Below are 13,355 nucleotides of genomic sequence, written 5' to 3'. Positions count from 1 at the left end.
TTTTCCGCCTGGTTTTTTATCAACAGATTAAAAATGCCATACAACCATTTTTATATCAACTTTTTTTAAAAAAAAGAAATACAAAAACCGCGCTTTTTATCAATGTTTTTTGCTAAAGAAACAGCAAAAAAATTGGCGCGAAAATAATGAAGACAAGCCAATCAGATTAAATAATTCGCTTTGTCACCTACTCGCAAGCTCGTGTTTCCTAGCATCATTATATAATCCTCATGGCTTATCTGCTTTTACCACAAGCCGAATGCAACAAGTTTCAATCGCCTTTTGCGCCAGCACTCCTTCGTCGTGCCGAACTCATAAAACCTTCGAGGTTTTAGTGAGTTCGCGGTCATGCAAGCATGACCGTCGCTTACCCGCCAGTTGGGAGGGGCATCATGAGCAAATGGCCCCTCCTTTTTGGCGGCCCTGCCGCTCTAGGTTACACTACGTGTTAACCTAGAGCGGCAGGGTTCGTAAGCTCTGGCGCAAAAGGCACACGGAAAATAGGTATTCAACAAGTTGAACTCTATTTTACCATGCAATTATAACACAAATACAACATTTACGAACGGAGTAAATTATAATACTATGACGTAACATTATGAACGCTATAAACGAACGATTATAATGTATATTTATAGAGTCAAAAAGAAAGGGGTGGGCATGATAGAAGAAAAAATAATTCAGCTTGAAAATGAAGTTCAAAAGTTAAAATCTATAAAAGCTGAAATAAAATCGAAAAGAAAAAAAAGGAATTACTCAGGTTCAAAATTGAGACCATACTTTATCGAAGCAAAGAAATTGAAAGAAGATTATAAGTTTTCTTTCGCAGATATAAGCCTGTGGTTGAAAACATTTAAGAAGATAAAAATGAAACCCGATGGCGTAAGATCTGCTTACAGAAGGATAGAAAAGGAAGATGAAATAAGCGGGGAAGGTTGAAAATATGGCAAAGAAAAAAAGCTTAAAACAACAAGCTCAATCATTAATTAGATCAAAAATGAATAAGAACGATACTCAAAGTAAAGAGACTGTTGGGAATTTTAAACAGCTAAAATCTATAAGATCCAAAAACGAAGTTATACTAGCTATTACAAAAATAGCAAAAGATTTAGGAGTCGAAAGACTCAAGCATATAACAAAAGAAAAAGCGGAAGAGTATTTAAAAAACAGCAAAGATGGTTACGCATCACAGAAATCTATAGATAGAAATAGAAGGGCTCTTTCAATTGCATTGGGTCATGATCTAAAGAGAGTGATCGCTATAAGCGAACAAAAATTATCGACTAGGGCTTATGCTAGTAACCAAATAAAAGAAATAACAAACAGCATGAACGATAGAAATTCATTAGCCGTCCGTATTGCCCACAATGCTGGTCTAAGAGCTCACGAACTTATAACGTTGAAAAAAATTAATGAAGGTGAAAAAACGAAAACAAGAACATGGGATCAAAAAAGGTTTGTCGGAAGAGAAGGTGTGACATATTTAGTCACAGGGAAGGGCGGACTAACACGCGAAGTAATGCTCTCAAAATCATTATCGAATGAACTAGAGGATAGGAGATTAAGTAGCCCAAAAACGACTATGGACAGAGGGGTTAATTACCTCCAAAGATATGACATAGGAGGAGGTAATGCGCTTTCAGCATCGTTCACAAGAGCATCACAACGTTCACTTACATTCTCACATGGCCTGCATGGAGTAAGGCACAGATACGCTCAAGAAAGGCTTGATGAAATAAAGGATGCTCTAAAAGTTAATCATGATATCGCAAGAGACATTCTTGCTCAGGAGCTTGGTCATTTTAGAGGAGATATAACAGAGGTATATTTGAGATGAAATTATTACTAAAATTGGAATTAAAAAAAAGACCCTGAAAAGGGTCTAAGATTTAAATGCTTGATACTCTTTTTATAAGTGCCTTCGGTAGTTCAACCCTAAAACACACATCAGATAAGTATGAATCAACATGGTAATTTTCACCAAATAGAAATAACACTTTGTCGCAAGTATTTCTAACATGAGCTGCGTAAGAAAAATCATCGCTATTCCTAACAACAACCACTTTTTTTGCATTGATGGATGATGCATTTGAAGAATAAAAATTCAACAAGTTTTCTGATAAATTATATATAGCAATTCGAGCGTGGTAATCTGCTAATGGCAAATTAACTAACTTTAACAATTTATCACTATCTTTCTTTAGTACATTCATAAAAACCTCTTTGTTACGTGTTGAAGGCAGCTCGTAAGCGCCTGTTTTGTTTATTTCAAAACTGAATTCAAAGGTATAGCAGCGAATTTTTTCAAAGAAATAGATAAAGTATCCATTTGATCCCAAAGCTCGTTAGCCTCCCAACCATCAAAAACAATGTTTGAATTGTCAGTTACATATTTATCCATAAGCTCAGCAGGTTGACTTGAAAAATCATTAGGTAAAGGTTTATCAAGAATAAAGGAGCTGCTTTCAATCATCGCCTTGTCATGAAGGCAGTCAATATAGTGATTAGCTTTATTACCCAATCGCTGGCTAAACACATCAACTAAACACATGGCACTAGCTATATGACAATCAATATCTTCATTGCCCTTAACTAGATGACTTTCAAATATAGTAATAGCATCAACTAAATGTTCAGTTTCAACCATTTTAGAAACAGCCTCTTGACCATATAAATAACCACAGATAATAAATAAACTCATAATAACCTCTTTCCTACGTGTTGAAGGCAGCTCGTAAGCGCCTGTTTTGTTTTTTAAGTAAAACTAAAAGTAAGAGATTATTCTAATTTAAAAAAAGTAAAAATCAAAATTAAAATATAAAAATTTGGCATGCCAAACATAGCCTATTGCTTAACCAAAAATATCGTTATAAATAAATACAGTATTGCCATTAAGGACAAGCTTATAATTGAATAATATTTTCAAGTTTTTAATACGCCTATTAAAAGCTGATTGGGATAACTTAACGCCAATTAGTTTTCGCAAACAATCTGACTCAATAACCTTAACAGGAGCGTCCCCACATTGCCTGCGGCACACTTCATAAATTCTACGTTCAAATGGACTAGATAGCTGAAAGTAGTCTTGGTGCAATGTCAAAATATCGCCATCATTGATAGCAACCAAGAGCCATTCGGGCAGTATTATTTGCCAGTATATTGACTTTGCATCATCATATTTTTGAAACTTCTCAATGAACCGCGAACTTTGGAGAAATATTCGACCTTTACCTTTATAATCATAATCCGTTGTGAAAGAAGTTCCTGCCAACCGACATAAAGCTTTATTCAGATGATTGTACTCTTTCCCCGATGTTCCTCTGCCAGTAAATTTAAGGAAATCGTAAGGATTTAGGTAAACTGTATTGTCGAATGGTAGCTGGGCGTTTTTTAAGGCAACTAAATGACTCAAACAATAAATGATTATTTCTTTGTCCTTAATAGTTGCGCGGCCGATAATGCTTGGCATAACTTTTACAGATGTACCTTTATAGGTAAATTCAACAGCCTCTTTAGACTTTCCATCTAATGCAAAAATTGGCAAATCCGTAGAAAAAAAATCACTCCTTAAGTTTATATTCGGCATTACTAACTTAACTATATTTTTTTTGATAAGGTCTTTCATTGCATATTAATTCCAATTAAAACTTATTAATAAACTTGAGAGTAAAATTGTTTCATAAAATAATTAACTCTCTTTCAAGTAGTAATATTCACCTTTTATTTGTTCAAACCCCAATGATTCATAATACTTACCCAAATTTGTTTTTGCTGATTTTTCAATAGTTGGAAAAATATCTAGCGACATTCTTTTACTCCAAGTTGCATCATTATGAGGTTTAGAGTTTTCAAATTGCAATGGAAAAGCCTGCAAAAACATGATATCCGTTTCTGAGCAAAAAAAGCGTTTTTTAACATCATCTAATATCGTTTTACCCAACCCTAACCCTCTATATTTAGCGACTACTTCAAGCCTAGATAGTATTAATAAATTTTGGAGCTCAAATAGATCAATATCACCTATATTAATATCATCGTATTCATCAAAGAACTGTATAAACCTAGCGGTCTCAGAATAAGCATCAAGAACATCTGTAACGGAAATATTATTGCTAGAAATATATTCATTATCTATTTTGTAAAACTTAAGCCTTGCAACTACTTTTTGATTAATATCTTGAACAACCCCTAAATAAATAGAGATTGAGAAATCCTCTACATCTATAACCTCCTTACCAATATATAGAGCGCCCTCAACCTCATAATCTATTTTGAAAAAATCAGAATCTATATCAGGTTCCAAAAATTCCAAATGGCTTAAACTAGATTCATCATCTTTTAAAAGCATTTCATTGCTATCTCTGTTCATAAAAATCCTAAAATAATTTTTTAATAAAATATGTGCTTATGCATATTCAGACTAATTAAGATGCCAAGCATCTAATTAGTCTGAATATCTATATAAATTATGTGAACTCCTAATTCTGAACAGTTTACTGAAATATTAGCGGTTTGGTGGTAAGTCACTATAAGATCTAATGCTCGAAAAAAACGCCTTTTAAACCTACTCAAATTGAGTTCTCTAAGATGTATAAATATATATTTATGAAGGTCTTTCCAAGGGATAAAAAACAATTCATCTTTTTTTAAACCTAGCAGAACTAAATAAATATATAAGTCATGGGCAAGAACAACATCTTTACTCCTGACGAATTGAAGAAAACTAATATCAATTGGAACAACGCTATTCACACAGGCCGCAAGCTCTTTAAAATTAATTGATGGTGTGTAAATCACTTCTCTATCTTTTACGTGGTAGTCACCTATATTGAAATCATCAAAAATTAAACTACCTGACTGAGAAATAACGCATTGACCGTTAGGCTCAATTTTAAATGTAGTATCAAAAACTTCATCAAGCGCTCTTATAAAGTTTTTATATGTACCACCTGATATTACATTCTGGCCAGTAACTTTTTTGAAAAAATCACTTATTGAGCTAGCTATTAAATAATAGGAGCGCTCAGGTCTTTCATGAATGTGCGTCGTTAGGTTAGCAATAATAAGTCTCGAATAATGAGCATGCGGCAAATAATTTGGGCTTTTTAATGTAACCTTATTGTATTTACCAAAACCAATAATTTTTGAAGTCTCAATCTCTTTGAGGGGTAAAATGCAAGGGTTAATTAAAAAAACAGGATATGCACTAACATATGACATAATTTTTTTCTCCAATATTTAATGACTTCAAACTTCAAAATAAAATAAGTCAATATCAGGATAAAGTTGAAAACATGTCGCTACATCAAGCCCAAGTATTAATTTAGTCTCTTCATTAATTAAATTTTCACACTTTCCACCATTAGTTAAAACATAATCTCTCGCTAAAAAAAGCCCTGCTTCATAGTTTTTTTTACATTTACATAACTCTGAAAGGTATGGTATTAAACCTTGCATTTTTGAAGCTGCTAAATTCAACTCTGATAAATCCACGCTTAATTTCATTGCACTTTCCCAACATTAAAAATTCCAACTCTATAAAAAAAGGAACTACCATACAGCATCTTAAATGTATCTCTTAACAAGATACTAGTAATTTCAGCATCAAAACATCTAGTATAGTTTTTACCAAATCTACGCCCTTTCACTGGTATACGCCTAACAATAAAGAGCAACTTGTGATCACGATTTAAGCCTGTGTATTCCATAAATTATCTCTTATTTGTTAATTTGTTCTGTCGCGAATTTCAAAGCATTTTTTGTTGCTTTCAATTCTGGAATGAAACCAACAACTTCACAATCGGGTAGGGACTCTTGTAATTTTTTAATATACTCCATCTGTTTAAGAACCTTATCACGTTGGTTTTTTTCAATTACTGGTAATGAAACAACAGTTTCAAGACCTGAAATATAACCAATCACCTGATCACTACAAGCATCTTTTGCATTAGCTTCAACACTAATAAAAAAAGAAACAACGAATAAAGAAAATAATTTAATTCTACTTCTTCCTGTTTCTTGTTTTTTATTTAGACCAAGCAGTGCAGGCATTTTATTACTGATTTCCATTTAAACTCCTTTATTAATTGAAATGATAGCCTTGGCGCTGTCGAAATACGTAAATATCCAGCCCATAAACGCCCAAAATAAACACTACTGCTTATTAACACAAGTGATTATTTTTTGTTTTAGCATTACTTTTTTGGAGGCCGGTTTATACAGCTCACCTGTTTCTAAGTGGACACTCATTGTTTTTTTCCACCTAGATAGTTCTTGTGGCAATATATGAGTATTATCTTTTAGGAAATCCGCTGTAGCACCTCTGTAAGTGCCGTATCTTGTTTTTATATATTCTATTAATGTCATATCAATATTAATTTATTATTTCGTACTCTTAAATTAACACATGTGCTTGTAAACAACAATGTTAATTTATGGTAGCTAAAGTTGCGGGATAATTACGGGGGAAAGATAAATATTCATACATTACAACTTTGATAAAAAAACCCTACATATAAAATATGTAGGGCTTTTTATGGTATTTATTCTGGAGAATGACCTATTATCTTATTCGCAATGAAATCAGGTGAACAAGTGGCTCTCTCAACTAATTCAAAATACAAATCATTATATAGGGCAAGCCAAGTAACATAATTATCTTGTATATATTCAGGAATATAAAAAACTTCAACACCATTAACTTTGCACCACTTCTCAGGCGGAAGTACACAACGTTTCCAATGAAAATCATCGGACGATATTTTTTTTATATCAGCAGTTAAGTTAGCCTGGTATTGACTAACTCTAAGGTCATATTCAGCATGACTTATCTTCGCAAGTTTTTTCCCTGAAGTCTCAAAAACATTTAAGTTTAAATACTCAGAAAGTAACAAATCACCTTTATCATTATTATATAAACTACTACTAAAAATAACTCTCTCTAAGTCATTTTCGTCTAAATAAACATAAGACTCTGTAATAGCATAATGTCTTAAAGGTAAATTAAGGTCTACAATATACCCAACAACTCGTTTAAATTTATTGAAATCCAATAACATAATAACCTCTCTTCTACGTGTTAAAGGCAGCTCGTAAGCGCCTGTTTTCTGTTTTTTTAATATTGTTGAGCGTTGTGAAGAAGCACAGCAGAATCGTAAGCAATTCGATACTTACCCTTGTGATCAGAAGAAAGCTTTAAAAAAGCATCATCTATCATATTCACATAAAGCTCTGGAACTACATCCCCTTTTGATAATGCCAACCAACACACTTCATCTATCTTATTAATAAATGAATCAAAGTTAATTTTACTATTAGTGACAATTGCAATATCAACTTCTACGATGGTGTTAGCGAATGACTTTATAACTTCTCTATTTAAACTCATAAAAACCTCTTTGTTACGTGTTGAAGGCAGCTCGTAAGCGCCTGTTTTTTTTAAATTAAAGCTCACACTCGCAAGCTTAAAGAAAAGAAAAGAAAAGACCCACGCACCAATTTCTTAAGAGAATTCCGAAGAATTCCAATCTCAATAAGAGATTGTGCGTATGTTAAACATACGACTACACTCAAAGGCCGCTCATATCTAAAATTAGAAATATAGCTGTGTTAAACCTTCTAGGTCTTACCTAGTTACACCATCAGCAAAGCCTTCCTAGGTGATTAGGACGTTACTATAGATAACGAATCTCGGCGCGTGGCCTTAGTAAAACACGGTACAAAATCAGATTTAGGTTTACCAAAAAAGAAACCTTGACCTAAGGTACAACCTAAATCTTTTACAATTTTTTCTTGCTCAAAAGTTTCAATTCCTTCGGCTAAAATAGTCGCGCTTTTTACATTGCCAATATCAACAAGCGATTTAACTATTGTTTGCTTTATTTTACTATTTTCAATCCCGTTAACAAGACCTCGATCAATTTTAACCCCTTGGATATTTAAAATATCCAAAGAAGTCAAATTACTAAAACCTGCACCAAAATCATCAACTATAACATTCACACCAAGCTCATTAAGAAAAGAAATAGAGTTATTAACTTTAGAGAAATCCTTTATTTTAAAGTCTTCAGTAATTTCTATGTCAAAGCGCTTCGGATTAAGATAACCCTTTTTAGCCATTATAAAGAATGTGTTCAAAAAAGAGCTGTAATTACCGTCTTCTAGCTCTTTTGGCGAAACATTAATAGCAAGTTTCACATTGTGAGGTAATGCTTTTAAAGCAGTTGACGCTTTCCGCAACATGATAGGCCAAAGATATTCCCAAAGATTATAGGTAAATAAATCACTTAAAAAAACATCGGGTGTTTGTAACCCCATTTTAGGATGAGTGTACCTAATCAAACACTCATACGAAGTAATAATACCAGTTTTAAGTGAATATTGAGGTTGATAGTAATAATTAAAACAATCAGTAAGCTCACGAGAAAGTTCAAAAGACTCTTCAAATGTAGAGTCTTTTCGAAAACGAAAAATATTAGAACTCATTAATCTTGCTCCTGTGGTTTAGCTTTACTTTTCATTTTACTAACACCTTTCCTAACAGCACCAGAACCTTTCTGACCCGCAGAACCTGCTCCACCTGCCATTTTTTGGAAAGCACCTTCAGCACCAGCAAAACCAACCCAACCTAAAGCCGTAGAGAATAATATTGGCCCATAAAGATACATTCCCGATGAAATCCATTGAGTAAGAACTTGTGTATTTATCTCATTGAAATCAACGCCTAAAGCCGTTAGCAAAGTATCATCTATTAGCCTAGAAAGTTCCCAGAAAAAAGGCCAAAACATAATAGAACTGATTATCCCTAGGAACAAACCAATATATTTCCATTTTAAACCGCTCATTATCATGGCTGGCAAAAAAGCGATAATAATAAACATTAGAACAAAAGGTTTAACCATAGGCATAGCTAGTTGTAGCATAGAACCACCACTAAATTGATCTATAGAAGATACAGCAACGCCCGCAGTACCTAATGCCCTAAATGCCCAATCAGTTATTCCATCATCTCCTTGTAGACCATAATCGGTAGTAGAAATAGCATTTAATTGGGACATTTTGAAAGGAGTAAACAAAGACTGTTGAACTACAACATCTTTAACATCGAGGTAAACATAACTTTTCATTTTTACCTGATTTAATCTATCGGTTAAGGTATCGTAAATTTCCGTTTCTTTATCTCTAAGCCATTCTTCTACACTAAAATACAAACGTGTAGATAAAGCTTCTTCAGCAACATATGGGCTATTGATAATACCAACACCTAACCACCATTCTTTACAAGTGGGAAAACCGTAACCTGAAGGTAATTGTTCAGCCTCTTCAATTTCGTTAATGCTATTTTCAAAACCTAGCCTTGCAGTTTTAGAATAAAATCCATCACCATCAGCATTGTCGTAAAGACCATTGCTTTGCACAAACTTTCTTCCCCCAGGCCAGTCCTCAGAGTCACTAATTGCAGTCCACCTACCATGGTCAGTAAAATATTTAGATCTAGCAGGAGTGAAACATGTGGCAACAAATTCTTTAGTCTCCTGAATTAAAGCTTGATCTGTAATTCTTTGCTTAACCATAGCATCAGAAATAAGACGGATATCTGTTGAACAGGGTAATTCATCAACGGCCCAATTTTTAATACCTTGAGATAATTTTATTATAATTTCAAATAATACGGGGATTCTTACTGTCCTATGCCCTAGCTGAACTACCATACTATCAGCGACGAACTCAGCCTCTTCACCCATTATATCTGTAGTAACAGTGCCACCTGCCCTATCATCGATGCTACATTCTCTTGCATAATATCGAATATCATCAAACTCAAGTTTAACCATTGGATATAGAGCGAACTCAAATGCTAAAAGAATAAAAAATAGACCCATACCAACAGTTCTTAATGATGATTTAGTATTGTGGTCATCCATACCGCTCTCATGCGCCGATTTAACAGCACCAAATATCAAACCTATAATAGGAAGGTAAATGAGACCCGTTTGTGCAAAAATATCCCAAAAGACATTATAGATATAAAATCCAAGTGAAATACCGTACGCGTCAATGACACTATCAACTACCATAAATCACCCTAAAATAAGAAACCTAATGTTTCTAATAAAAATAATGCACAAATAAAATGCAACCGACAACCTAATAGTGTCTTCAATTCTTGATCACCGTAGTTATTTTTACTACAAACAAATAAAACTAAATGCTCCCAGTAATAAACGATTAGGAAAGCGACAGATAAGCGAAATAAATGAAAATAAGAACCAGCGCCATCGAAAAAATTAGCCAACGAAAAAATAGCGTCTCTTTTTTCAAGTAGAACGAAACTTAATTGCAAAATAAGCACACCAGAAAGAATAAATAAAAAGGTATAAATAGACCATTTAAAAAGGCTTTTAATAATGTGATTACTAATCATCATCGGCTTCTCCCTGAAATATTTCTGATCGCATCAGTAGTATCATTCGATGGGTTACTAAACCGTTGATTATCCCTTTGCATTTTTCGCTCTATAAGAGTCACAGCTACCGATTGTTTAGTAGTGGCTCTTAACTCTGCATCTTGCCTAAGGAGTTCCATTTCTTGACCTAACTCAGTTATTCGATTATCAATAATAAGAACTGCATCAGGATTTTGAGCTATATTTGCTTCTTTTTTCCCTGTCAGCAAAATGCGCCTAGCAGCTATAAGCCGTTCAACAGTATCAACTATTGCAACTTCTTCAGCCAAGCGTTCAACTAAAGAGGTTTGGTAAATTGATTCTGATTTAAGAGCTTCCATTACCTGCTGTGAGATTGCGTAACCTGGTGCTGATACTGCTTCCAATATTTCGGCATCATAACTAACTATTGGAGCATCAAGTAAAGCGATTAATCTTAATTCAAGTTGGTTTTGCTTTTCTTCAAGAATTGAGTAAACGCCTTTTCCTGGCGTAGTGTTAAGCCTTTCGCATTCTAGGCAAGTTCTGAGTGTAGTTTCACCCACAATAGATATAACCCATTTAGCCGCATCTTCAGGGTCTGACCAATATTTTGCAAACCAAGGGGAGTTAACACCTTCAGAATCAGGGAAATTAGAGTTACTTCTAACATTGCGATTTGATAGTAAATTTGTACCAGCCTTCACCGTATCAGCAACGGTTTCAATCGGGTCTTGGTCTTTACCCCCAGCCTTTCTACCATCGATCCAAGTAACGCCTGAATCACCTTTATTCTCTTTTATATCGTCATCTTTTTGAACTACATCATCATTATCAGAATCTGTATTTCCCCAATCCTCAAACCCTGACATATCAACCCAACTACCAACAGAACCAGCAGTACCATATCCTTCACTGATTATTTTATCCGTCATTTCCTCACAAGAAGCAACTGAACCGTTAAATATCTCACTTGCTTCAACTTTTCCCTGCTGAATAAATTCATACAATTGAGGATCAGCTCTTGCAATTTCCATCATCGGCCAGTTAGAAATAGCACCAGTTACACTGGCAAGTAAGTCATCGGCAAGTTTTTCTAGTTGACCTGAAACACCATTCAAAACATTTGAAACAGATAGTGACATATCGAAATTCCCACACATAGGGGTTTCCCAACGAACCCCTGCACCGACAGGAATCAATCTATTCCTCCGTTGTTTAATTTTAGCTTTTCCACCAATTTCAAACACTAATCTAGGATCTAATTTCTTCTCAGCGCCTAGTGTATTATTAGAAGTAAAAGCCAATAATAAAGCAGTAAAAATAATTGTTTTTTTCATAATCAAATACCTACGCTATATAAGAAAACTTGACCTTTTTTCTCACAACATTCGTAAGGTCTCCAAAGTTGCCATGCATAATTACCATCATCAGAACGTCTATGCTCATAACCGTCAAAAGCTAAAGATCTAGCATCACCTGCACTTTTACGCGTTGAACTCTCGCCAAATATATGACAACTACTATCTTTTTTTGGGTAAAGCATTTGCCATTTACTTTCTTTACTTCGCCACTCTTCGACTTGCTTAGGCGGCCAATAACCATCTTTACCGTTTCTATCGCCAAGGTAGTTATAAATGTGAAGAGCAGATTCATCAGTAACAATATCAGCGGCTCTTTGGGCAAAAACAGCAGAAGCCTTATAGCTATCGTTTTGCATTAGACTTCCAATTCGAGGAAATAAATTACCGAAGCGACCTGTAAAAAGGAAGTTCTCATTTTGTCCATCCTCTCTTTCTCCAACTTCTCTCATACCAGGAATGTAAGTTGCAGGATTTAAAAACTCGCTATATGGAAACTTCCAAGAATAGTAATCAAGCATAGTCACATAGTAAGGAACATAAGGGGTAACACCGCTCTCGCATCCGTAATCTGTACTGCCAAACATTTCTGACATTACAAGAAGACCAGGACTTCCTATCACATCAACATGACGGCTAATAATCTTAGAGTTTTGCTTACGATTTTTTTTCTTTTTAGAGTTATTGTTTCGGCTTCCTCCACTAATTTGATTTGCATTAGCAGGTGTTGCACCCGTTTGATCAAAATCTACCAAATCAGAAACAAAAGACATTTCAGACCAAGGCACTTCGCCTGGCGTCTGATAAACTTGAACAATAGCATCAGGATTGTAATGCCTAACCTTGATACTTTCTTCAACAGAACAGCTTGGTGGGAATGGTCTGCATTTCAGCCAAAAGCAAACACCTGTAGGCTGCCAAGCAACACAACTTAAAGAAAGGCTCTCACCTATTATCTCTGCTGAATTAATCCCACCGCCAGCTTTTACATAACTAGAATGAGTAAAAACAAGAAGAGAAAATATTAATACGGAAAACTTCATTTTTTAAAGTCCTTATTATTTAGATAAGTATTTAACGTGTTTACAGCCATGACAATATTGGAAGAACCGTAAATAACATATCTTTCATCAATTACGATTGCTGGGAGTTCTTTAACACCGAGGGAAAATGCTCTACCTGTTTTTTGGTAACTATCAACAATTTTATTTAATATGTTAGCGCCCTCTTCACTATTTATATATTTATTCATATAAACCTGAGCATCGGCTAAATTATTCGGTACGTTTTTATTAACAGCAGCTTTGAAATTAGCGCCTTCACCCAAGATGTAATAAAGAACTTCTACATTTGGTATCGATTTTTTAACAGGGATCACCATTGAGGTATCTGAAAAAACCTCAACCTTAGAAATTTTATAATCAGCAAAAGAAAAAAAAGGTGAAAATAGCAGAACTAAATAAAATAAGTTTTTCATCATTTACCCAAAAACGTTTCAATGGACATATTTTATGGATTATGTTGATAAAGCGGTAGCAAAAAGGGGGGGGTGAAATTTGACATGCTTTTAT

Annotated in this window: 17 protein-coding genes; 2 read left to right on the top strand and 15 right to left on the bottom strand. The window is 34.3% G+C overall.

Going from position 1 to position 13,355, the window contains the following annotated elements; translation table 11 throughout:
• Positions 1-660: 660 nt before the first annotated feature.
• Positions 661-939 carry a hypothetical protein gene (locus tag CXF64_RS20200; protein WP_101217950.1) on the top strand — a complete coding sequence of 93 codons (279 nt, stop codon included), beginning with the start codon at positions 661-663 and terminating at the stop codon, positions 937-939.
• 4 nt (positions 940-943) lie between these two features.
• On the top strand, positions 944-1,837 hold the full coding sequence (locus CXF64_RS20195) for an integrase (RefSeq protein WP_101217949.1): 894 nt from the start codon (positions 944-946) through the stop codon (positions 1,835-1,837).
• Positions 1,838-1,889: 52 nt separating this feature from the next.
• Here CXF64_RS20195 and CXF64_RS20190 read toward each other — a convergent pair whose 3' ends face one another.
• From CXF64_RS20190 to CXF64_RS20110, 15 genes are all read right to left on the bottom strand, one after another.
• Positions 1,890-2,213, bottom strand: coding sequence for a hypothetical protein (locus CXF64_RS20190; RefSeq protein WP_101217948.1), 324 nt, complete (start codon positions 2,211-2,213; stop codon positions 1,890-1,892).
• 50 nt (positions 2,214-2,263) lie between these two features.
• The gene (locus tag CXF64_RS20185; RefSeq protein ID WP_101217947.1) at positions 2,264-2,701 is read right to left on the bottom strand and encodes a hypothetical protein; all 438 of its coding nucleotides are present in this window, start codon (positions 2,699-2,701) and stop codon (positions 2,264-2,266) included.
• 150 nt (positions 2,702-2,851) lie between these two features.
• A complete protein-coding gene (locus CXF64_RS20180) occupies positions 2,852-3,625 on the bottom strand; it encodes a replication initiator protein A (protein WP_232783818.1) in 774 nt (257 codons plus the stop codon).
• A 63-nt stretch (positions 3,626-3,688) separates the two neighbouring features.
• A complete protein-coding gene (locus tag CXF64_RS20175) occupies positions 3,689-4,369 on the bottom strand; it encodes a hypothetical protein (protein WP_101217946.1) in 681 nt (226 codons plus the stop codon).
• 71 nt (positions 4,370-4,440) lie between these two features.
• Complete coding sequence (locus CXF64_RS20170; protein WP_101217945.1) at positions 4,441-5,220, bottom strand: hypothetical protein; 780 nt, start codon at positions 5,218-5,220, stop codon at positions 4,441-4,443.
• Between the two features lie 27 nt (positions 5,221-5,247).
• Complete coding sequence (locus tag CXF64_RS20165; RefSeq protein ID WP_101217944.1) at positions 5,248-5,505, bottom strand: hypothetical protein; 258 nt, start codon at positions 5,503-5,505, stop codon at positions 5,248-5,250.
• 213 nt (positions 5,506-5,718) lie between these two features.
• Complete coding sequence (locus CXF64_RS20155; RefSeq protein ID WP_101217942.1) at positions 5,719-6,069, bottom strand: hypothetical protein; 351 nt, start codon at positions 6,067-6,069, stop codon at positions 5,719-5,721.
• Between the two features lie 473 nt (positions 6,070-6,542).
• Positions 6,543-7,058 carry a hypothetical protein gene (locus tag CXF64_RS20145; RefSeq protein WP_101217940.1) on the bottom strand — a complete coding sequence of 172 codons (516 nt, stop codon included), beginning with the start codon at positions 7,056-7,058 and terminating at the stop codon, positions 6,543-6,545.
• A gap of 56 nt (positions 7,059-7,114) precedes the next feature.
• Positions 7,115-7,453 carry a hypothetical protein gene (locus tag CXF64_RS20140; protein WP_101217939.1) on the bottom strand — a complete coding sequence of 113 codons (339 nt, stop codon included), beginning with the start codon at positions 7,451-7,453 and terminating at the stop codon, positions 7,115-7,117.
• A 209-nt stretch (positions 7,454-7,662) separates the two neighbouring features.
• The gene (locus CXF64_RS20135) at positions 7,663-8,484 is read right to left on the bottom strand and encodes an EAL domain-containing protein (RefSeq protein WP_101217938.1); all 822 of its coding nucleotides are present in this window, start codon (positions 8,482-8,484) and stop codon (positions 7,663-7,665) included.
• Positions 8,484-10,076 carry a conjugal transfer protein TraG N-terminal domain-containing protein gene (locus CXF64_RS20130; protein ID WP_101217937.1) on the bottom strand — a complete coding sequence of 531 codons (1,593 nt, stop codon included), beginning with the start codon at positions 10,074-10,076 and terminating at the stop codon, positions 8,484-8,486. Before CXF64_RS20130 ends, CXF64_RS20135 begins: the two co-directional genes overlap by 1 nt.
• Positions 10,077-10,084: 8 nt before the next feature.
• Positions 10,085-10,426: a hypothetical protein gene (locus tag CXF64_RS20125; RefSeq protein ID WP_101217936.1), complete on the bottom strand. Its 342-nt coding sequence runs from the start codon at positions 10,424-10,426 to the stop codon at positions 10,085-10,087.
• Positions 10,423-11,763: an integrating conjugative element protein gene (locus CXF64_RS20120; protein ID WP_101217935.1), complete on the bottom strand. Its 1,341-nt coding sequence runs from the start codon at positions 11,761-11,763 to the stop codon at positions 10,423-10,425. Before CXF64_RS20120 ends, CXF64_RS20125 begins: the two co-directional genes overlap by 4 nt.
• A gap of 2 nt (positions 11,764-11,765) precedes the next feature.
• Positions 11,766-12,827, bottom strand: coding sequence for a TIGR03756 family integrating conjugative element protein (locus CXF64_RS20115; protein WP_101217934.1), 1,062 nt, complete (start codon positions 12,825-12,827; stop codon positions 11,766-11,768).
• Complete coding sequence (locus tag CXF64_RS20110; RefSeq protein ID WP_157823683.1) at positions 12,824-13,261, bottom strand: DUF1525 domain-containing protein; 438 nt, start codon at positions 13,259-13,261, stop codon at positions 12,824-12,826. The genes CXF64_RS20115 and CXF64_RS20110 overlap by 4 nt, the downstream gene beginning before the upstream one ends.
• Positions 13,262-13,355: the final 94 nt, after the last annotated feature.

This window comes from Pseudoalteromonas sp. GutCa3 (assembly GCF_002836155.1).
GTDB classification, from domain to species: domain Bacteria; phylum Pseudomonadota; class Gammaproteobacteria; order Enterobacterales; family Alteromonadaceae; genus Pseudoalteromonas; species Pseudoalteromonas arctica.
This window is presented reverse-complemented; position numbering and strand designations above follow the sequence as displayed.